Raw genomic sequence first — 21,052 nt, 5'->3', positions numbered from 1 at the left:
TGCTCGGGACGGGGTGGACCTCGTACACCACATTCCCAGTCGCTAGCCGTACACTCTGGCGGGCGTGTGGCGCGGCACACGTGACGCCCGGACGGGCCGGGACGCCCGGCCGCCGGCGACGACCAGGCAGAGGAAAGGGGAGCGCGGGTGGCTTCCAGCAGGGACCGGCAGCGCAAAATGGCGCGTGCCAAGCTCGACCGGCAGTTGGCTCGCCGGGCCGCCGCCACGCGGCGCCGTCGGCAGATCCAGGCCGGTGTCGGCGCCGCCCTGATCCTCGTGTTGGTCGTGGCCGGCTCGGCCTGGGCGCTCGGGGCGTTCGACTCCGACCCGACGCAGAACACGGCCACGGAGGACACCTGCCTCTGGACGCCGCAGGACGCGACGGCCAACACCAACCTCAAGGACGTCGGCACACCGGAGACCAAGGGTCTGCCCACCGACGGCACCCGGGCGATGACCGTGACCACCAACCAGGGCGCGCCGATCACCGCGGAGCTGAGCCTGACCAACTCCCCGTGCGCGGCGGCGAGCATCGCCCACCTGGCGAGCAGGTCGTTCTACGACAACACCAAGTGCCACGAGATCATCGCCGACGGCGCGCTGCGCTGCGGCGACCCCAGCGGCACCGGCCTCGGTGGGCCGACCTACTCGTTCTACGACGAGGAGCTGCCGACCGTGCCGTCGGCGTCACCGTCGGCCAGTCCGGCCCCCGGCCAACCGCCGACGTACCCCAAGGGCACCGTGGCGATGATCGCCAACCCGCCGGGCAACAACGGCAGCCAGTTCCTGATCTTCTTCAAGGACTTCACCACCACCGACCCGAAGTACCCGGTGATCGGCCGGGTCACCGGCGGGCTGGACGTCGTGGAAAAGATCGGCGCCCTCCCGACCGTGGACAATGGGACCGGGGCAAAGGTCAAGCCCAGCGCCGACGTGACGATCCAGAGCCTCACCGTCGGTGAGCCGGTCACCGGCGCGGCACCGGCGCCGTCGGCCTCCGGCACCCCGGCCAGCAGCCCGAGCGCCGGCTGACCGGTCGTCCCCACCCACTCAAGCGGCACTCAGCAGCAGACAGCCAGGAGGATCCAGGCGTGACGTCCACCAGAGAGCGCCAGCGCGCGGCGGCACGCGCCCGGCTCGAGAAGGATATGGCCGAGCGCTCGGCCAAGGCCCGCAAGCGCCGGCAGACGCAGGCGATCGTCAGCGCGGGTGCCGCGCTGGTGCTCGTGGTCGCCGGCACCGTCTGGCTGGCGATGACGCTCGGCGACGACGACAAGCCCGACACCACCGCCGCGGCGCCCGGCTCGTCCGAGTGCGTGTTCAACGCCCTGCCCACGGAGCAGCGCCCCCCGCAGATCAAGGACGTCGGGCTGCCGAGCAACCAGCAGTCCGCCACCGGCGTGCAGACGATGACGATCGACACCAACCTGGGCCCGATCACCGCCAAGGTCGACCGGTCGTTGGTGCCGTGCACGGCGGGCAGCTTCACCTACCTCGCGGAGAAGAACTTCTTCGACAACAGCAAGTGCCACCGGCTCGTGACCGAGGGCATCAAGGTGTTGCAGTGCGGTGACCCCAGCGCCACCGGCAACGGCTGGCGGGACACCGACGGCCAGGGTGGCCCGAGCTACCGCCTGCCCGAGGAGAACCTGCCCACCGACAAGCGCCCGCCGTACCCGGAGGGTGTCATCGCGATGGCCAACTCCGGCCAGCCGGGCAGCACCGGCAGCCAGTTCTTCATCGTCTACGGCGACTCGCCGCTGGACCCGGCGTACACGGTGCTGGGCACCATCACCGGTGGCCTGGACATCGTCAAGGACGTGGCCAAGGCCGGCGACGACGGGGCGTTCGCCCAGCAGGCCGGCGGTGGCCACCCGAAGAAGGAGGTCGTCATCAAGGACCTCGTGATGGGCCCGCCGCAGGGCTGACACCCCGCAGACACGACGAAGCGCCCGCCGGCTGAGCCGGCGGGCGTTTCCGTGTCCGAGGTACGCGGTGTGCGGCGGGGTCAGGCGCCGGAGGTGACCCGGTACGCGTCGAAGACGCCGTCCACCTTGCGGACCGTGGCCAGCAGGTGGCCCAGGTGCTTCGGGTCGGCCATCTCGAAGCTGAACCGGCTCACCGCCACCCGGTCGCGGGTGGTGGTGACGGTGGCGGAGAGAATGTTGACCCGCTCGTCGGAGAGCACCCGGGTGACGTCGGCCAGCAGCTTGTGCCGGTCCAGAGCCTCGACCTGTATGGCGACCAGGAACGTCGAGGCGGAGGTCAGCTTCCAACTGACCTCGACCACCCGCTCGCTCTGCGCCCGCAGGTCTTCGGCGTTGGCGCAGTCGTCGCGGTGCACGCTGACCCCGCCGGAGCGGGTGACGAAGCCGAACACCGAGTCCGGTGGGACCGGGGTGCAGCAGCGGGCCAGCTTGATCCAGACGTCGCTGACGCCTCGGACCACCACACCGGGGTCGCTGCTGCTCTGGCGGCTGCGCGGCGGCCGGGTGGCGACGGCGGTCTCGGCGATGTCCTCCGCCGCGCCCTCCTCGCCCCCGTACGCGGCCATCAGCTTCTGCACCACCGACTGCGCGGAGACCTGACTGTCGCCGACCGCCGCGTAGAGCGAGGCCACGTCGGCCAGGTGCAGGTCCCGCGCGATCGACATCAGCGCGTCGGACGTGAGCATCCGCTGCAACGGCATGCCCTGCTTGCGCATCGCCTTGACGATCGAGTCCTTGCCGGCCTCGATCGCCTCCTCGCGCCGCTCCTTGTTGAAGTACTGCCGGATCTTCGTCCGCGCGCGAGGGCTCTTGACGAAGCCCAGCCAGTCCTGAGTCGGGCCGGCGGTCTCGGACTTCGAGGTGAAGATCTCGATCACGTCGCCGTTGGACAGCGTGGACTCCAACGGCACCAACTTGCCGTTGACCCGCGCCCCGATGCACTTGTGCCCCACCTCGGTGTGCACCGCGTACGCGAAGTCCACCGGCGTCGACCCGGTCGGCAGGGGGATGACGTCACCCTTCGGGGTGAAGACGTACACCTCCTGGCTGGACAGGTCGAAGCGCAGCGCGTCCAGGAACTCGCTCGGGTCGGCCGCCTCGCGCTGCCAGTCGAGCAGCTGCCGCAGCCAGGTCATCTCGTCGATGTGCGCGGGCGGGCCGACGATCTGGGTGCCCTTGTGCTCCTTGTACTTCCAGTGCGCGGCGATGCCGAACTCCGCGGTGCGGTGCATCGCGTACGTGCGGATCTGCATCTCCACCGGCTTGCCGGTGGGCCCGATGACCGTCGTGTGCAACGACTGGTACATGTTGAACTTGGGCATCGCGATGTAGTCCTTGAAGCGGCCCGGCACCGGCTGCCAGTTGGCGTGGATCACACCCAGCGCCGCGTAGCAGTCCCGAACCGTGTCGACCAGGATCCGCACCCCGACCAGGTCGTAGATGTCGTTGAACTCCCGACCCCGCACGATCATCTTCTGGTAGATCGAGTAGAGGTGCTTCGGCCGCCCGGTGGTCTCCGCCTTGATCTTGGCGGCCTTCAGGTCGATCTGCACCTTCTGCGTCACCTGCCGCAGCAGCGCCTCACGCTGCGGCTGGTGCTCCCCGATCAGCCGGTTGATCTCCTCGTAGCGCTTCGGGAACAACGTGCCGAAGGACAGATCCTCCAGCTCCCACTTGATCGTGTTCATACCGAGCCGGTGCGCGAGGGGCGCCAGGATCTCCAGCGTCTCCTTGGCCTTCTGCTCCTGCTTGGGACGGGGCAGGAAGGTCAGGGTGCGCATGTTGTGCAGCCGGTCAGCCAGCTTGATCACCAGCACCCGCGGGTCCTTGGCCATCGCCACGACCATCTTGCGGATCGTCTCGGCCTTGGCCGCGTCGCCCAGCTTGACCTTGTCGAGCTTCGTGACGCCGTCGACCAGCAGGGCGACCTCGCCACCGAAGTCGGCGCGCATCTGGTCGAGGGTGTATTCGGTGTCCTCGATGGTGTCGTGCAGCAGCGCGGCGACCAACGTGGTGGTGTCCATCCCCAGGTTGCCGAGGATGGTCGCCACCGCGAGCGGGTGGGTGATGTAGGGATCACCGGACTTGCGGTATTGCCCCGAGTGCCACCGCGCGGCCGTGTCGAAGGCGCGCTGGAGCAGGCGGGCGTCGGCTTTGGGGTGGTTGTCCCGGTGGCTCGCGATGAGCGGCTCCAGCACCTCGCTGACCTGCGAGGTCTGCCAGGGCGCGTTGAACCGGGCCAGCCGGGCCCGGACCCGCCGGCCGGTGGGCGCGTTGGACAGCCCGAAGCCACCGCTCGGCGACGGGTCGACAGCGGCGTCAGTCGGGAACGGCACCACCACCCCATCGGCGCCGGGAGACGCCTCGGCGCTGGGCGGGCCGCTCGTCGGACGCACCGCGCCCTCGCCCGGAGCCCTGCCGGAGGAGCCGTTGCCGGTGCCCGTCACCCGGGCCGGCGCGTCGCCTGTCCGGTCAGTCACCGAGCCGTCAGCGTCGCCTGTCGGGTGCACCGTGCCCTCCGCCGGAGGGACGACATCGTGGGACACCGGCCTCCTCACCGCTCGCCGGAAACACACCGGCCGAACATCGGCCGGCCTGGTCTCGCGCCGCCGGACGGTGTACCGCCGGCGTCAGCAAAGGGCAATGCTACCCGCACGGACGGCCCCCTGCCGCTCCGCCGGACGGTCGGCGCCACGTCCGCCCGACGGGTCTGGGATCAAATGGTCAGCAGAGCATCGAGAGCGTCAACTGGCCAGCAGGGCGTGGACCGGCTCAAACGGTCAGCAGGGCATGAACGGTACGCGGTGCCAGCCGCTCCCGCCCGCCCAGGAAGCCGAGCTCCAGCAGCACGGTGAAGCCGGTGACGGTCCCACCGGCCCGCTCGACCAGGTCCAGGGTCGCCTCGGCGGTGCCGCCTGTGGCCAGCACGTCGTCGACCACCAGCACCCGGTGCCCCGCGGTGAAGGCGTCCTCGTGCACCTCAAGCGTGGCCTCGCCGTACTCCAGGGCGTAGGAGACCGAGTGCGCCGGGCGGGGCAGCTTGCCGGCCTTGCGCACCGGCACCACGCCCACCCCGGCCGCGTACGCGACGGCCGCCGCGACGACGAACCCGCGCGCCTCGATGCCGACCACCACGTCGAAGGCGTCCCGCCCGTGGTGGGCGACGATCCCGTCGGTCACCTCACGGAAGGCCTTCCCGTCGGCGAACAGCGGCATCAGGTCCTTGAACATGACGCCGGGCTTGGGGAAATCGGGCACGTCCAGCACCCGGCTGGCGACCAGTCGGGCGGCCTCCGGGCCGAGGTCCCCGCGCGCCGCGGTGCTGTGGGTCTCCGTCACGGCTGTTTCGCTTCCCTTCAACGACAACGGCGTCCGGCAGTGCTGCTCGCACAGCATGCCGGACGCCGTTCAGGTGTTTCCTCCCGGGTCAGCGCCGCTTGGCGCCACCCGGCCGGTTGCCACTGGCACCCGGGCGACCGCCCCGGGCTCCGGTTGGCCGCTTGCCCGCCGGCCGAGCGCCCACCTTGGGGGCGGCACCGGCCAGCGCGGCGGCGTCCGAGTCGAGCGGCTCGTCGGTCGCATCGGCCTGGGCCGGGCCCACGACACCCTTACCGGTGACCTCGCCCCGGGCGAGGGCGCCCCGGCGGGTCAGGATGCGCTTGTTGTGCGCCTGAATCCGCGGGTCGTAGTTCTTCAGCAGCGCCAGCAGCGGGGTGGCCACCAGGATGGAGGTCAGGAACGCCACCGCCATACCGACGAACAGCACCAGACCGAGGTCCTTCAGCGTGCCGGCGCCGAGCAGGCCGGCACCGATGAAGAGCAGACCGCCGACCGGCAGCAGGGCGACCACCGAGGTGTTCAGCGACCGCATCAGGCTCTGGTTGACGGCGAGGTTGGAGGCCTCGCTGTACGTCTGGTTGTTGTTGGCGGTGATGCCCCGGGTGTTTTCCTGGACCTTGTCGAAGACCACCACCACGTCGTAGAGCGCGAAGCCCAGGATCGTGAGGAAGCCGATGATCGTCGACGGGGTGACCTCGAAGCCGACAAGCGAGTAGATGCCGGCGGTGAGGATCAGGTTCGTGATCAGCGAGGCGACCGCGGCGACGGCCATCCGCCACTCGAAGCGCAGGATCAGGTAGACCATCACCAGCGCGATGAAGATGACCAGGCCGAGGATCGCCCGCTCGGTCACCTGGCTGCCCCACGCCTCGCTGACCTGGTTACCGCTGATCTGACCCTCGTCGATACCGAGATCCTGGGCGATCTTGGCCTTGACGGCGGCGGTCTGCTCGGCGCTGAGCTGCCCGGTGCGCAGCTCGTAGGAGTCGCCACCGGGACCGCCGACCTTCTGCGCCGTGGCGACCTCGATGCCGGTGTTCTCGGCCGCGAGCGCCGAGTTGACCTCCCGCTCGGCGTCGTCCAGCGTGCCGACGCTGGCCGGCACCTGGAACGAGTTGCCGCCGGCGAACTCGATGCCGAGGCTGAAGCCACGGATCGAGAAGCTGAGGATCGCGATCAGGACCAGGACACCGGCGACGCCGAACCAGAGCTTGCGCCGGCCGACGATGTTGAGACCGGCCTCGCCGTTGTAAAGGCGGCTCGCCAGACCGTTTTCAGCCATCTCAGGCCTCCTTGGCGCGCGGGTTGCGGGGCTGAGTCGGCTGGTTACGGGCCGGAAGCGCCCGGCCCAGACCGCTGACCCGCGGGGACAGGAACGCCTGGGTCCGGGCGAACATGGTCATGATCGGGTGTCGGAAGAGGAAGACCACGACCAGGTCCAGCACGGTGGCCAGGCCGAGGGCGAACGCGAAGCCCTTGACGGTGCCGACCGAGACCACGTAGAGCACCACCGCGGAGAGCAGGGTGATCGCATTGGCCGAGATGATCGTCCGACGGGCCCGGATCCAGGCGCGGGGCACCGCGCTGCGGGGGCTGCGCCCCTCCCGGATCTCGTCCTTCAATCGTTCGAAGTAGATGACGAACGAGTCCGCCGCCACACCGAGCGAGACGATCATGCCGGCGATGCCGGCAAGGGTGAGCGTGAAGCCGATCTGCCGGCCGAGCACCACCAGCGCGCCGAAGACCAGCAACGCGGAGAGGATCAGGCTCAGGAAGATCACCGAGCCGAGCAGCCGGTAGTAGAAGAACGCGTAGATGATGACCAGCAGCATGCCGATGCCGGCCGCGAGCAGACCGGCACGCAGGTGGCTGGCACCCAGCGTGGCCGTGACGTTCTGCGACTCCTGCGGCTCGAAGGTCACCGGCAGCGCGCCGTAGCGAAGCTGGCTGGCGAGCGCGCTGGCGTCCTTCTGGTTGAAGTTGCCGGTGATCTGGGAGTTGCCGGTCAGGACACCCTGGATCTCCGGGGAGGAGACGATCTCGTTGTCCAGCACGACGGCCACCCGGCACTTGCCGTCCTGACCCAGCGCGGTCGCGTCGCAGGCCTGGCCCGTGTTGTTGAACGCCTCACGGGTCAGGCTGGTCCACTTGCCCTGGCCGTCGTTCGTGAAGTCCAGGCTGACCACCCACGCGTTGGTCTGGTCGAGCACCGCGTCGGCGTCGTCCACGTCGGTGCCCAGCACCTTGGCCTGGTCGAGCAGGTTCTTGGAGGCGCCGTCCTCGCAGGCGACAACCTGCTGCTTCGGGTCCGAGATCGACGCCGGCGGGCGCTTGTCGAGCTGCTCGCAGCCGATCGTCGGCACGTTGAACTGCATCTGCGCCGGCAGCACCGCCACCTCCTGTGGCGACAGCGTGCCGAACGGCTTGAGCTTGTCGGCCAGCGACGGGTCGGTGGCCAGGTCGGCGGGGGCCTGCAACGCGCTGGCAGCCTGCCACGATGCGGCGCCGACCTTCTGCTCGACGGCCTTGCGCTGCTCCTCGACGCTGGCCGGCACCGGCTCCTCGCTGGCGCTCGGCGTGGGCGCGGCGGCACTCGGCGAGGCGGATGCGGAGGGGTCGGCGTGGCGCTGGGCGACGCCGGGGCCATTCCGCCCTGACCACCGCTGGGCGACGAGGTCGCCTTCGGCGCGCCGCTGCCCGACGGGGTCGGCGACGCGGCGCCGGACGGGGTCGGGCTGGCGCTGCCGGACGGGACCGGCGTGGCGGCCGGCGGGGGCACGGCGGCCGTTCCGCTGCCGTCGGCGGCCTTCAACACCTTGCGGAAGCGCAGCTCGGCGGCGCTGCCCACCTCGGTGAGGTCCCGGTTCTCACCGGGCAGGGAGATGACGATGTTCCGGTTGCCCTCGGTGACCACCTCGGCCTCGGCCACCCCGAGCCCGTTGACCCGGTTCTCGATGATCTGGCGGGCCTCCTCGAGGTTCTCGGCGGTCGGGGGCTTGCCGTCGACGCTGTTAGTCGCCTCCAGCGTCATCCTCGTGCCGCCGATGAGGTCCAGGCCGAGCTTGGGCTCGAGCCGGTCCTTCAAGCTGCCGCTGGCGCCGCCCGAGAAGAACACCAAAAGATAGAGGACCACGAAGATGAACCCGAGCACGGCGAGCTGCCGCCCGGGGCGCATCTGACCCTGAGGTGGTGCCACGGCTGTCCTGTCTCCCTGTACGGTCGCGCCGCTGTGCGCAGCGGCGGCGGTGTCGGGCCGGGGGTCCCGGCCGACGGGTCTGACCCTGAGCCGACGAGGTGCCGACACGAGGGCCGGACACACCGGCGTGGGACGCCGACGGTCACGGGAACGTGCCGACGCCCGGCGTCAACCCAACTATTCAGTTTTCACGTCTCGTCCGCTGCCCCGTCGGGCGCGGCAGCCCGGAAGCCGGTCGACCGGCCGTACGCCGGACCCACCACCCCCGGGGGAAAGCGTCAGTCCTTGACGGTTTCCGCGTCCTCGGTGACCGGCTCGCTCGGCAGCTCCGCGCGGGTGACCACCCGAGCGATGGCCGGCCGGGCGTAGCGGGTCTGGACGCCCGGAGCGACCTCGATCAGGACGGTGTCGTCCTCGATGCCGGTGACCGTGCCGTAGAGCCCGCCGATGGTCACGACCTCGTCGCCGGGGCCGAGGTTGGACTGCATCGACTCCGCCTCGCGGCGGCGCTTCTGCTGGGGCCGGATCATCATGAAGTACATGACACCGAAGAGCAGGGCGATCATCAGGATCGGCGTGAAACTGCCGGCCCCGCCACCCGCTGCTGCGTAATGCACGGTTACTGCCTTCCCATTGGCCACCTGCCCGGCACCTGGGGTGCCGGAGCGGAGGCGGATTCTCACGTCCTGTACAGACCGCGGCGAAGTCTAAACCCTGCACCTGGGAACGCCGAATGCGGCACAGATCACGTTCACATCACGGCTGTTCGGTGTCCAACGAGAACAGATCGGGCACCGGCGGACTATCCATGCCAAATGTACCATTTGGCGGAGTACGCCCCAGATGCCGCCAGGCACCCTCGGTGGCCACCCGCCCCCGGGGCGTACGGGCCAACAGGCCAGCGCGGACCAGGAACGGCTCGCAGACCTCCTCGACCGTGTCCGGCTGCTCCCCCACCGCCACGGCCAGCGTGGACAGGCCCACCGGGCCACCCCGGAACGAGTCGACCAGCGCGGTCAGCACCGCGCGGTCCAGCCGGTCCAGGCCGAGCGCGTCCACGTCGTACACGATCAAGGCGGCACGGGCGGTCGCGAGATCGACCACGCCGTCGGCCCGCACCTCCGCGTAGTCACGGACCCGGCGCAACAGCCGGTTGGCGATCCGCGGAGTGCCCCGGGACCGGCCGGCGATCTCGGTCGCGCCCTCGGGTGTGATCGGCACACCGAGAATCCGCGCCGAGCGGTGCAGCAGCGTCTCCAGATCCGCCGGGGCGTAGAAGTCGAGATGCGCGACGAAGCCGAAGCGGTCCCGCATCGGCCCGGTCAACAGGCCCGAGCGGGTCGTCGCGCCGACCAGCGTGAACGGCTCGACATCCAGCGGGATCGCGGTCGCCCCCGGCCCCTTGCCGACCACCACGTCGACCCGGAAGTCCTCCATGGCGCTGTAGAGCAGTTCCTCGGCCGGCCGCGCGATGCGGTGGATCTCGTCGATGAAGAGCACGTCGCCCTCGGCGAGGCTGGTCAGGATCGCCGCCAGATCACCGGAACGCTCGATCGCCGGGCCGCTGGTCACCCGGATGCCCGCGCCCAGCTCGGCGGCGACGATGTTGGCCAGACTCGTCTTGCCCAACCCGGGCGGGCCGGAGAGCAGGATGTGATCCGGTGGCGACCCCCGCCGCATCGCGCCCTGCAACAACAGGTCGAGCTGGTCGCGCACCCGGTCCTGGGCGATGAACTCGGCCAGCCGCTTCGGCCGTACCGTCGCCTCCGCGTCCCGTTCGGCATCGCTGACGTACGCCGAGACAAGCCCGTCGATCTCGCTCACCGTGCCGCCTCCCGTCGCGGCCGGGCGCTCATCGGGTACGACCGAGCAGGCGGATGGCCTGCTTGAGCAGGACCGGCACCGGCGGGGTCTCGCCCACGATCGTCTCCGCCACGGCGGCCACGGCGTGATCGGCCTGACCGGCCGTCCAGCCCAGCCCGACCAGCGCCTGCCGGACCTGGTCGGGCCAGTTGCCGCCGGTCACCCCGCCCACGCCGTCGGCGCCGATCGGCACCGGGCCGATCCGGTCGCGCAGCTCCAGCACCAGGCGTTCGGCGCCCTTCTTGCCGATCCCGGGAACCCGGGTCAGCGCCGCGGTGTCGGCGTTGGCGATCGCCTTGCGCACCGCGTCCGGGGTGTGCACGGCCAGCACCGCCTGGGCCAGTCGCGGGCCCACCCCGCTGGCGGTCTGGAGCAGCTCGAACAACGACTTGGCGTCGTCGTCGGCGAAGCCATAGAGAGTCAGCGAATCTTCCCGCACGATCAGGCTGGTGGCGAGCCGGGCGACCTGGCCGACCCGCAGCTCCGCCAGTGTCCCGGGGGCGCAGTGCACGGCGAGGCCGACACCGCCGACCTCGATCACGGCCTGGTCCGGTCCCGTCGCGGTCACCGTGCCGCGCACGCTGGCGATCATCGTGCTCCTCCTCGTCGTGCCCGGTCGGCGGCAGCGGCCAGCTTGGAGCGGGTCCCGCCGCGCCACACGTGGCAGATGGCCAGGGCGAGCGCGTCGGCGGCGTCGGCCGGCTTCGGCGGCTCATCCAGCCGCAACAGACGGGTCACCATAGCGGTCATCTGCGCCTTGTCGGCCTGACCGGACCCGGTCACGGCCGCCTTCACCTCGCTCGGGGTGTACGTCTGCACCGGTAGCCCGGCGCGCGCCCCGGCCAGCACGGCGATGCCGCTGGCCTGCGCGGTGCCCATTACCGTGCGCACGTTGTGCTGGCTGAACACCCGCTCGACGGCGACGCTCTCCGGCTGGTGCTTGGCGACCAGATCGTTCAGTGACCGGTCCAGATGCAGCAGGCGCAGCGCCAGGTCGTCGGCCGGGTCGGTGTAGACCACGTAGTAGGCGATGAGAGTGCAGGGTCGGCCGGGCACGCCCTCGACCACGCCCACCCCACACCGGGTCAACCCCGGGTCAACCCCCAGCACCCGCACGCCGCCCCCTCCCCAGCCGTCAGCAGTACGTGTGTTCGACACCCTAACCGCCGACTCCCCCACGCCCCCCACGGGACACGCCCGCCCCTGTCGATCATGGAGTTGTGGTGGGTGACAAAGGGCACGGGACCGACTCGACCGGGCACCACAAGTCCATGATCGACGTGGCGGGGAGCGCGGCGCGCGGGCCACACAGGCTCGGTGGGGAGTATGTGGGGTGGGCCCATGTGCTCTGGGGCTCACAGCTCGTAACTTCTTGCGCCATGACGGCAGAACCCGTGGCGGTCCCCCACGTCGTACAGGTCGACCTCGCCGGTCGGACCGCCCTGGTCACCGGGGGCGGCAGCGGCATCGGGCGGGCGTGCGCCCTGCGGCTGGGCGCGGCCGGCGCCAAGGTGCTCGTGGTGGACCGCAACCTGGAGGCGGCCAAGGCGGTGGCCGCCGAGGCCGGCGGCCGGGCCGAGGGCGTCGACCTGTCCGACGCCACGGCGGTGGACCGCCTCGACGTGGACGTGGACATCGTGGTGAACAACGCCGGACTCCAGCACGTGGCGCCGCTGCAGGACTTCCCCGTCGAGCGCTTCGAGTACATCCAGCGGGTGATGGTCGAGGCACCGTTCCTGATCATCCGCCGCGCGCTCCCGCACATGTACGCCCGGGGCTGGGGCCGGATCGTCAACATCTCCTCGGTGCACGGGCTGCGGGCCTCGCCGTACAAGGCGGCCTACGTCTCGGCCAAGCACGCTCTCGAAGGGCTGTCGAAGGTGGTCGCCCTGGAGGGCGCCGCGCACGGGGTCACGGCCAACTGCATCAACCCGGCGTACGTGCGCACAGCCCTGGTGGAGAGCCAGATCGCCGACCAGGCGGCCAGCCACGGCATTCCGGAGGCCGAGGTGATCGAGAAGATCATGCTGGCCCGGGCCGCGATCAAGCGCCTGATCGAGCCGGAGGAGGTCGCCGAACTGCTGGCGTACCTCTGCTCGTCGCCGGCGGCGTTCATCACCGGCGCGTCGATCGCCCTCGACGGGGGCTGGACGGCGAACTAGTGGGCCCGAGCACAATGTCGACCATGTCATCGCCGGTGGAGTTCCTGGAACTGCTCGCCCGTGAGGCCGCGGCGGTCGAGTTCGAGGGACCTCTGGTGGCCGCGCGGGCCGCCGGGCTGCCGCCCGACCGGCTTGCCGAGCTGGAGCAGGCCAAGTCGGTGGCGTTGCGGGTCCGCGCGCTGCTGGAGCGGCGGCGCCGCCGCGAGACCGAGCTGTCCGGCCTGTACGACACGGTCAGTGACCTGGCCGGGTTGCGCGACCTGGACGACGTGCTGCGGGCGATCGTGCACCGGGCCCGCAACCTGCTCGGCGCGGACGTGGCCTACATGACGCTCAACGACGACGAGCGCGGCGACACCTACATGCGGGTGACCGACGGGTCGGTCTCGGCCCGCTTCCAGCGGCTGCGCCTACCGATGGGCGCCGGCCTCGGTGGCCTGGTGGCCCAGTCCGGCGCGCCGTACGTCACCGCCAACTACGGCGAGGACGCGCGCTTCCACCACACCGGTGAGATCGACGCCGGCGTCGGAGAGGAGGGTCTGGTCGCGATCCTCGGGGTGCCGCTGCGACTCGGCTCGACCTCGATCGGCGTGCTCTACGCGGCCAACCGTTCGGCCCGGCCGTTCGTCCGGGAGGAGGTCGCGCTGCTGGTCTCCCTCGCCGCGCACGCCGCGGTGGCGATCGACACCGCCCGGCTGCTGACCGAGACCCGCTCGGCGCTGGCCGAGCTGTCGGCCGCGAACACCACCATCCGGGCTCACAGCAGCTCGGTGGAGCGCGCCGCGGCGGCACACGACCGGATGACCGCGCTGGTGCTGCGCGGCGGCGGTGTGGAGGACGTGGCGGCCGCTGTGACCGAGGTGCTGGGCGGTGCGCTGCTGGCGCTGGACGCCGAGGGCCGCCTACTGGCCCGGGTGGGTGAGATCGACGAGCCGGACCGGGTGGACATCGTCGAGGCGGTGGCCGCGTCCCGGACCGAGGGGCGCAGCGTGCGTCGCAGTCCGCTCTGGTACGCGGCCGTGGTGGCGGGCGCGGAGAACCTGGGTGCCCTGGTGCTGCGCCCGGACGACGAGTTGGTCGACGCCGACCAGCGGATCCTGGAGCGGGCCGCGCTGGTGACCGCGCTGCTGCTGCTGTTCCGCCGGACGGTCGCCGAGGCGGAGGGGCGGGTTCGCGGCGAACTGCTGGACGACCTGATCGCCCGCCCGCTACGCGACACCGACGCGCTGCGCAGCCGGGCTCGCCGGCTCGGGGTGGACCTGGACGCGCCGCACGTGCTCGTGGCGGTGGGCGACGACGCGATCGCCGCGACCGGCTCGGCCCGACAGCGGGTGCTCTCCTGGGCCACCACGTACGCCTCGGCGCGCGGCGGGCTGGCCGCGGCACGCGACGGTCGGGTGGTGCTGATGCTGCCGGGGTTGGACGCCGGTGGCAGTGCCCGTGCGGTTGCCCGGGACCTGTCCCGGGTGACCGGCCGACCGGTGACGGCCGGGGCGAGTGGCCCGTCGAACACCCCGGCGGCGCTGGCCGGGACGTTCCACGAGGCGGACCGGTGCCTCACCGCGCTGGGCGCGCTGGGCCGTACCGGTGAGGGGGCGAGCACCGCGGAGCTGGGGTTCGTCGGGCTGCTGCTGGGCACGGTCGGCGACCGGGGCGAGACGGACGTGACCCAGTTCCTCAGCGCCACCGTCGGACCGGTGGTCGACTACGACGCCCGGCGGGGCACCGCTCTGGTCAAGACGTTGGAGGCGTACTTCGGGGTGGGTGGCAGCCTGGCCCGGGCCGCCGAGCAGCTGCACGTGCACGTCAACACGGTGACCCAGCGGTTGGAGCGGGTCGGGCAACTGCTCGGCACCGACTGGCAGCGGCCCGAGCGGGCGCTGGAGGTGCAGCTCGCGCTGCGCCTGCACCGCCTGCGGGCCCCCGCCGGCTGACGCGCCGATCTAGGGCAGATCGTCGCTGGTTGATCTCCAACAGCAGCGATATCCCCTAGATCGGCGGGGCGGGCGGCGCGGCGCGGGCGGGCGGCGCGGGGCGGGCGGCGCGGGGCGGGGCGCGGGCGGGGCGCGGGCGGGGCGGGTCAGTGGGCGCGGAGGCCCTTCAGCACGGTGTCGACGACCTGCTCGGGCAGAGTCCGCTCGTCCAGGTCCGGGTTCCATTGCAGTACCCGCTGGATCAGCATCGGCCCGGTGAGGAGAGCCATCGTCACCTCCACGTCGATGTCGGCGCGGAGCGTCCCCTCGTCGATGCCGCGCCGTAGCACCTCGCGCATCAACTGCCGGCGCGGGGCGATGATGTTCTGGTAGAGCTGGAAGTGGTCCGGGCTGCGGTTCACCTCGGGCACCAGGCAGGGCATGATCTTCGCCGCGCGTGGGTCGACATTTTTCCCGATCGCGCCGACCAGCAGGATCAGATCGTCCCGGATGGAGTGCCCCTCGGGCTGCGGCAGGACGCCCTTGAGTCGGCGCAGCGCGTCCAGCAGCAGCGCGTCCTTGCCGGCCCAGCGGCGGTAGATGGTGGCCTTGCCGACCCCGGCGCGAGCGGCGATCGCCTCGATCGAGAGCGCCTCGGTGGTGCTGCCCTCGGCGAGCAGGTCGAGGGTGGCCTCGATGATCGCCTCATCGGCGCGGAGGCTCCGCGGTCGCCCGGGCGACCGCGGAGCATCGGCAGTGGACATCATGTCGGACATTGTCCCCGAACCTAGGCCGTCCCGGCCAACTCGGGTTCGGCGGCCGGCGCCGCCGGTACGGCAGCCGTGGCCTCCCGGCCCGGCATCCAGCGCAGCACCACCAGGATCCCGAGCGCGGCGACCACCGCGGAGAGCCCCGCCGCCCAGTGCATGGCGGTGACGAAGGCGTCGTTGGCCGCCGAGATCAGCGCTGGCGCCGCCGGGCCGAGTTGCCCGGCCGCCGCGTACGCCCCGGAGATCGACTCGTTGGCCGTGTCGCGGGCCTGCGCGGGCAGACCGGTCAGCGCGCCGTCCATGTCGGCCCGGTAGACCGCGGAGAGCACCGAGCCGAGGACCGCCACGCCGAGCGCGCCGGCCACCTGGCGGACGGTGTTGCTCACCGCGGAGCCCACGCCGGCCTTCTCCCGGGGCAGCGCCGACATGATCGACTCGGTTGCCGGCGGCATGATGTTGGCCATTCCGACGCCCTGGAAGAAGAAGACGACCAGCACGATCCAGATCGGGGTGGACGCGTCGATGAAGGCGAACGCGGCCAGTGCCAGCACGGTCAGCGCCAGCCCGACGGTGGCGACCGCCCGGCCGCCGTAGCGGCGGACCATCGCGGCGCTGCGCGGCGCGAAGATCAGCTGGGCCCCGGCGAAGGGCAGGAAGAGCAGGCCGGTCTGCAGCGGGCTGTAGTCGCGCACCAGTTGCAGGTAGAACGAGCTGAAGAACATCACGCCCATCGCGGCGAAGAACACCAGGCCGACGATGGCCACGGGTGCGGCGAACCGGGGCAGCGTGAACAGCCGGACGTCCAGCGACGGGTGGTCGCTGCGCCGCTCGTGCTGCACGAACCAGGCCAGCACCGCCAGGCCGACCAGAATCGAACCCCAGGCCACCGGCCGGCCGAAGCCGTGCTCGCCGCCGTCGATGATGCCGTAGGAGAGCGCGACCAGGCCGACGACGGAGAGCAGGACGCCGGGCACGTCGACGCGGCCCGGACGCGGGTCACGCGACTCGGGGACCAGCAGGGCGACCAGCACCACGCCGGCGGCGACCACCGGCACGTTGATCAGGAAGACCGAGCCCCACCAGAAGTGCTCCAGCAGCGCACCGCCGAGGATTGGGCCGATCGCCACGGCGAGGCCGACCGCGCCGGCCCAGACGCCGATCGCACGGCCGCGCTCACGCGGGTCGAAGACGTTGGAGATGATCGACAGCGTCACCGGCATGATGGCCGCGCCGCCGACCCCCATCAGGGCGCGGGCCGCGATCAGCTGGGCGGGGCTCTGGGCGTACGCGGAGAGCAGCGATGCCAGGCCGAACAGCACCAGACCGATCATCAGGAAGCGCTTGCGGCCGGCGCGGTCGCCGAGCACCCCGAAGGTGAACAGCAGCCCGGCGAAGACCAGCGTGTAGGAGTTGATGGACCACTCCAGCTCGCCCTGGCTGGCACCGAGGCCGTGCACCGGGTCGGCCAGGGTGCGCAGGGCGACGTTGAGGATCGTGTTGTCGAGGACGACCACGAGGAGGCTGATCACCAGCACCCCCAGGATCGCCCACCTCCTCGGGTGTCCAGTGTTGTTGTGCAGCTCCATGCCCGGTTCTCCCCCCGGTTGTACCCGTCACGCAATACGATACGGGCCAGACTCGTAACTGCGGACAGCCTAAGACCGTCATTAACGATACGGAACGGATCCGTATCGTAAGTGGCCCACGTCACGTTTGGTTGTCAGTCAGCCCGTTCGGTGCCCGTCACACCGACGCCTGGACGGATCACGGCAACGAGCCCACTCTCGCGACCATCGAGGCCAACTCCGCAGCGCCAACCGCCCGCCGCCCGGGCGCCCCGAACCGCCGCCCCGAACCGCCGTCGTCAGCCCCGTCTGCGTCAGCGCCGGCAGGACGTCGGGAGGCAGGCGGCGACGGCGGCCGGCAGCGTGCCGAGGTGGTTCGCCGGCGCGGTGAGCGGCTCGATCCAGCCCGGCCCTGCGCCGTACACCCGCAGGAGCGGGAAGTCCCGGGCGAAGCGCACCAGGCGGTACGCACGGCCGGTGACCGGCGTCTGCGACCAGAGCACGACGGTGCGCGGGCGTGCCCGGTAGACCGCGCTGGTCAGCGCGGCCCAGGGCAACGCCGGGCCGAGATTCAGACAGCCGCGGCCCTGCTCGCGCAGCGCGGCGGCGAGCGCCTGCAGGCCAAGGCCGTGCTCCTCCCGCTCGGCGCCGGCCAGCAGCACACCGCCGGTGGGCAGTGACCGGCCCGGCTCCCGGCGGTGCACGTCCAGCCCGACCCGCACGCCCTCGCTGAGGGCGTGCTCGATGGCGACCTCGGCGGCGGTACGCCCCGGCAGCCGGGCCAGCAACGGACGGCAGACCTGCTCCCACAACGCCGGCACGCCCCACTCGTCGGCCAACTCCAGCAGCAGCGTGGCGACACCGCTGCCGTCCAGGTCCTCGGCCGCCAGCGAGACCTGCTTGTGCGCGATCTCCACGGCCTCTGCCGGCATCGGATCAGTCAGCACCAGACGTACCCCCCGGGTAGACGTTCCCTACCCGGGGGTTCGCTGAAACGGTGCCCGGCGGATGCGCCGCCACGGGATTTACCGGCGGCGGGCCGCCAACCGGTGGGCCAGCGCGGCGACGCTGCCCCAGATGCCGCGCCGGAACAGCACCACGACGAGGACGAAGATGCCGCCGGTCACCAGGCCGATCGCCTCGAACCCGGAGAACGACAGCCAGTCCTCCAGCCGGACCACGATGCCGGCGCCGAGCACGCCGCCCCAGAGGGTGCCGATGCCGCCGAGCACCACCACGATGACCGCCTTGCCGGAGGTGGTCCAGTGCAGCACGTCCAGCGAGACGAACCGGTGGCCGACCGCGAACAGTCCACCGCCGAGCCCGGCGATGAACCCCGAGAGCACGAACGCGGTGAGCTTGTAGCGGTGCACCGGGTAGCCCAGCGCCCGCGCCCGGGCCGGGTTGTCCCGGATGCCGACCAGCACCCGACCGAACGGTGAGTGCACGATCCGCCAGGCGGCGGCCAGCCCGAGCAGCACGATCGGCAGGATCGCGTAGTAGAAGAAGTAGTCGTCGGTGAGGTCCCAACCGAACAACTCGCGAGGTACGCCCTGGAGGCCGTTCTCACCCTGGGTCACCGAGCGCCACTCGTTGGCCACGTAGTAGACCATCTGCGCGAAGGCCAGGGTCACCATGGCGAAGTAGATGCCGGTCCGCTTGACCGCCAGGTAGCCGATCGGCACCGCCAGCACGGCCGCGGCGAGTGCCCCGGCCAGCACGGCCAGGGGGAACGGCAGGCCCGCGTGGATGGCCACCAACCCGGTGACGTACGCCGAGGTGCCCCAGAACGCGGCGTGACCGAAGGACATCAGCCCGGTGAAGCCGAGCAGCAGGTCCACCGCCACGGCGAACAGCGCCCAGCAGAGGATGTCCACCGCGACCGCCGGGTAGAGGCCGTTGGGCAGCCATGCCGCGACGGCCAGCCCGACGGCGAGTAGCGCGTACCGCACCCAGCCGGGTGCCTGCGCCACGGCGATCAGCCCGGACGGTGGCGTCGAGCGGGACGCGTCGGCGGGAGTGTCGACGGTGCTGGTCATGCGGGAGCCTCCTCACGACCGAACAGACCGGCCGGGCGCCAGAGCAGCACGACGGCCATCACGATGAAGACGATCGTCTGGGAGACGATCGGGAAGGCGGACAGGTACGCCTCACCCCACGCCTGCACCAGCCCGATGCCGAAGCCGGCGGCGACCGAACCGAAGATGGAGCCCAGCCCGCCGATCACCACCACCGCGAAGACCACGATGATCAGGTCGGCTCCCATCAACGGGTTGACCGCGCGCATGGGCGCGGCCAGCACGCCCGCCAGACCGGCCAACCCGATGCCGAAGCCGAAGACCGGCGTCACCCAACGTCCGACGTCGATACCGAACGCGCGGGTCAGGTCGGGCCGCTCGGTGGCCGCGCGGACCACCATGCCGATCCGGGTACGGGTGAGCACCCACCACACCGCGACGCAGAGCAGCACCGCGAAGCCGAGGATGAACACCCGGTACGTCGGGAAGTCGAAGAGCCCGAAGTTCACCGTCCCGCTCAACAGCGACGGAGTGGCGTACGGGCTGGACTGCACGCCGTAGCGCAGCTTCACCAGATCCTGCACGATCAGCGTCAGGCCGAAGGTGAGCAGGAAGTTGTAGAGCGGGTCGAGCTTGGTCAGCCGGTGGATCACGGCGCGTTCCAACGCCATGCCGAGCAGGCCCAGCCCCACCGGCATGATCACCAGGGCGGCCCAGAAGGGCACTCCCGCCTCGGTCAGCAGCACGTACGCCCCGAACGCGCCGAGCATGTAGAACGCGCCGTGCGCGAAGTTGACCACCCGCAGCATGCCGAAGATGACCGCGAGCCCGAGGGCGAGCAGGGCGTAGAACGCCCCACTCACCAACCCGTTGAACGTGTTCTGGGCGAATGCCGTCACAGCGTCACGCCCGTTCGCGACTGCGGGGCTCGCAAAACCGGCTCACTCCTCGCACTCACAGCTTGCAGTCCGCCGAGGGAGCGCGGAACGCCTCCGCGGCGGGGATCGTCTTGAGCACCTTCACGTAGTCCCACGGCTCGGTGACCTCGGACTGCGGCTTCACCTGGGCCAGGTACGCGTCGTGCACCACCCGGTGGTCCTCGGCGCGAATCTTGCCGTTGCGCAGGAAGACGTCCTCGACCGTCTTGCCCTCCAGGCCCTTGACCACGGCGTCCGCGTCGTCGGTGCCGGCTGCCTGCACCGCCTCCAGGTACTGCAACGCCGCCGAGTAGTTGGCCGCGTGCGCGAAGGTCGGCCGGGTGCCGGCCTTCTGCTGGAAGCGGTCGGCGAACTCCCGGTTCTTCGCGTCGAAGTTCCAGTACCAGGCGTCGGTGTACGTGGTGCCGGCCAGCGCCGCCGGGGTGAGCGAGTGGATGTCGGTGAGGAACATCAGCCCCACCGCCAGGCCGACGCCCTTGTCGCGCAGCTTGAACTCGTTGTACTGCTTCACCACGTTGACCAGCTCCGCGCCGGCCTGCATGGTGCCCAACACGTCCGGCTTCGGGTTCAGGTTCGGCGCCTTGAGCAGGAAGGTGGAGAAGTCTCCGCTGGTGTTCGGGAACGGTGCGCCGTCCTTGCCGACCACCGTGCCGCCGGCCGCCGTGATCGCGGTGGAGAAGCTCTTCTCCATGTCCTGACCGAAGGCGTAGTTCGGGTACAGGATGTACCAGTTCTTGCCGATCTGCTCGGTGGTGGTCTTTCCGGTGCCGTTGGCCAACATGTACGTGTCGTACGCGTAGTGGAAGGTGTACTTGTTACAGCTCTTGCCGGTCAGATCGGTGGTCGCCGCACCGATGTTGAAATAGAGCTTCTTCTTCTCCTTCGCCACGTCGGCGACCTTCAGCGCCGCCGACGAGGTGGGCACATCCAGGATCAGGTCGACGCCCTTGCGGTCGTACATCTCCTGGGCCTTCGAGTTGGCCACGTCCGGCTTGTTCTGGTGGTCGGCGGTCTCCACGGTGATGTCCTTGGTCACCGCCTTGTCTCCGTACTTCGCGGTGAAGTCGGCGACGGCCATCTCCACGGCCGCCACCGAGTTCTTCCCGGACAACTCCGAGTACGCCCCGGACTGGTCGTTGAGCACGCCCAGCACGATCTTGTCGCCGGTCAGCTTCTGGTCGCCGCTCGACTGGGGTCCACCGCCGCCGCATCCGGCCACCAGCACTACCGCGGCCGACGCCGCCGCCACACCCACCGTCCTGCGCATGCCCACTCCATCCATCCCGTGCGTCGTCGCGCG

General features: G+C 70.9%; 17 protein-coding genes and 1 pseudogene. 4 read left to right on the top strand and 14 right to left on the bottom strand.

Annotation, left to right across the window (positions count from 1 at the left end; genetic code table 11):
• Positions 1 to 147: 147 nt before the first annotated feature.
• A complete protein-coding gene (locus tag PCA76_RS11840) occupies positions 148 to 1,032 on the top strand; it encodes a peptidylprolyl isomerase (RefSeq protein ID WP_272617521.1) in 885 nt (294 codons plus the stop codon).
• A gap of 59 nt (positions 1,033 to 1,091) precedes the next feature.
• The gene (locus PCA76_RS11835) at positions 1,092 to 1,928 is read left to right on the top strand and encodes a peptidylprolyl isomerase (protein ID WP_272617519.1); all 837 of its coding nucleotides are present in this window, start codon (positions 1,092 to 1,094) and stop codon (positions 1,926 to 1,928) included.
• An 80-nt stretch (positions 1,929 to 2,008) separates the two neighbouring features.
• Here the strand turns inward: PCA76_RS11835 and PCA76_RS11830 are convergent, their stop codons facing one another.
• The 8 genes and pseudogenes from PCA76_RS11830 to ruvC all read right to left on the bottom strand — a co-directional run bounded on the left by PCA76_RS11830 (position 2,009) and on the right by ruvC (position 11,502).
• A complete protein-coding gene (locus PCA76_RS11830; protein ID WP_272617518.1) occupies positions 2,009 to 4,534 on the bottom strand; it encodes a RelA/SpoT family protein in 2,526 nt (841 codons plus the stop codon).
• A 226-nt stretch (positions 4,535 to 4,760) separates the two neighbouring features.
• Positions 4,761 to 5,327, bottom strand: a complete 567-nt coding sequence (locus PCA76_RS11825; RefSeq protein ID WP_272617517.1) for an adenine phosphoribosyltransferase — start codon at positions 5,325 to 5,327, stop codon at positions 4,761 to 4,763.
• An 88-nt stretch (positions 5,328 to 5,415) separates the two neighbouring features.
• Positions 5,416 to 6,609: a protein translocase subunit SecF gene (secF, locus tag PCA76_RS11820; protein WP_272617516.1), complete on the bottom strand. Its 1,194-nt coding sequence runs from the start codon at positions 6,607 to 6,609 to the stop codon at positions 5,416 to 5,418.
• A gap of 1 nt (position 6,610) precedes the next feature.
• A pseudogene (gene secD, locus PCA76_RS11815) lies at positions 6,611 to 8,502 on the bottom strand (protein translocase subunit SecD).
• Positions 8,503 to 8,801: 299 nt separating this feature from the next.
• Entirely contained in the window at positions 8,802 to 9,140 is a 339-nt protein-coding gene (yajC, locus tag PCA76_RS11810; RefSeq protein WP_272617514.1) for a preprotein translocase subunit YajC, read from the bottom strand.
• Positions 9,141 to 9,279: 139 nt separating this feature from the next.
• The gene (ruvB, locus tag PCA76_RS11805) at positions 9,280 to 10,338 is read right to left on the bottom strand and encodes a Holliday junction branch migration DNA helicase RuvB (RefSeq protein WP_442930256.1); all 1,059 of its coding nucleotides are present in this window, start codon (positions 10,336 to 10,338) and stop codon (positions 9,280 to 9,282) included.
• A gap of 37 nt (positions 10,339 to 10,375) precedes the next feature.
• Positions 10,376 to 10,978: a Holliday junction branch migration protein RuvA gene (gene ruvA / locus PCA76_RS11800; protein ID WP_272617509.1), complete on the bottom strand. Its 603-nt coding sequence runs from the start codon at positions 10,976 to 10,978 to the stop codon at positions 10,376 to 10,378.
• Positions 10,975 to 11,502, bottom strand: coding sequence for a crossover junction endodeoxyribonuclease RuvC (ruvC, locus tag PCA76_RS11795; protein ID WP_272617507.1), 528 nt, complete (start codon positions 11,500 to 11,502; stop codon positions 10,975 to 10,977). Before ruvC ends, ruvA begins: the two co-directional genes overlap by 4 nt.
• A gap of 263 nt (positions 11,503 to 11,765) precedes the next feature.
• Between ruvC and PCA76_RS11790 the strand changes: the two genes are divergently transcribed.
• On the top strand, positions 11,766 to 12,548 hold the full coding sequence (locus PCA76_RS11790) for a 3-hydroxybutyrate dehydrogenase (RefSeq protein WP_272617506.1): 783 nt from the start codon (positions 11,766 to 11,768) through the stop codon (positions 12,546 to 12,548).
• Between the two features lie 14 nt (positions 12,549 to 12,562).
• Positions 12,563 to 14,482: a helix-turn-helix domain-containing protein gene (locus PCA76_RS11785; protein WP_272617504.1), complete on the top strand. Its 1,920-nt coding sequence runs from the start codon at positions 12,563 to 12,565 to the stop codon at positions 14,480 to 14,482.
• 146 nt (positions 14,483 to 14,628) lie between these two features.
• Here the strand turns inward: PCA76_RS11785 and PCA76_RS11780 are convergent, their stop codons facing one another.
• The 6 genes from PCA76_RS11780 to PCA76_RS11755 all read right to left on the bottom strand — a co-directional run bounded on the left by PCA76_RS11780 (position 14,629) and on the right by PCA76_RS11755 (position 21,019).
• Positions 14,629 to 15,237: a TetR/AcrR family transcriptional regulator gene (locus tag PCA76_RS11780; RefSeq protein ID WP_272617502.1), complete on the bottom strand. Its 609-nt coding sequence runs from the start codon at positions 15,235 to 15,237 to the stop codon at positions 14,629 to 14,631.
• An 11-nt stretch (positions 15,238 to 15,248) separates the two neighbouring features.
• A complete protein-coding gene (locus PCA76_RS11775; RefSeq protein ID WP_272617500.1) occupies positions 15,249 to 16,817 on the bottom strand; it encodes an MFS transporter in 1,569 nt (522 codons plus the stop codon).
• Between the two features lie 293 nt (positions 16,818 to 17,110).
• Positions 17,111 to 17,743 carry a transcriptional regulator gene (locus tag PCA76_RS11770; protein WP_272617499.1) on the bottom strand — a complete coding sequence of 211 codons (633 nt, stop codon included), beginning with the start codon at positions 17,741 to 17,743 and terminating at the stop codon, positions 17,111 to 17,113.
• A 78-nt stretch (positions 17,744 to 17,821) separates the two neighbouring features.
• The gene (locus tag PCA76_RS11765) at positions 17,822 to 18,835 is read right to left on the bottom strand and encodes a branched-chain amino acid ABC transporter permease (protein ID WP_272617498.1); all 1,014 of its coding nucleotides are present in this window, start codon (positions 18,833 to 18,835) and stop codon (positions 17,822 to 17,824) included.
• Positions 18,832 to 19,713 (bottom strand): branched-chain amino acid ABC transporter permease, encoded by an 882-nt coding sequence (locus PCA76_RS11760; RefSeq protein ID WP_272617495.1) that lies wholly within the window; start codon positions 19,711 to 19,713, stop codon positions 18,832 to 18,834. Before PCA76_RS11760 ends, PCA76_RS11765 begins: the two co-directional genes overlap by 4 nt.
• A gap of 55 nt (positions 19,714 to 19,768) precedes the next feature.
• The gene (locus PCA76_RS11755) at positions 19,769 to 21,019 is read right to left on the bottom strand and encodes an ABC transporter substrate-binding protein (protein ID WP_272617493.1); all 1,251 of its coding nucleotides are present in this window, start codon (positions 21,017 to 21,019) and stop codon (positions 19,769 to 19,771) included.
• Positions 21,020 to 21,052: the final 33 nt, after the last annotated feature.

The organism is Micromonospora sp. LH3U1, from assembly GCF_028475105.1.
In the GTDB taxonomy this organism is placed as follows: Bacteria; Actinomycetota; Actinomycetes; order Mycobacteriales; family Micromonosporaceae; genus Micromonospora.
The sequence above is the reverse complement of the archived record's forward strand: the minus strand, read 5'-3'. Positions and strand labels throughout refer to the sequence as shown.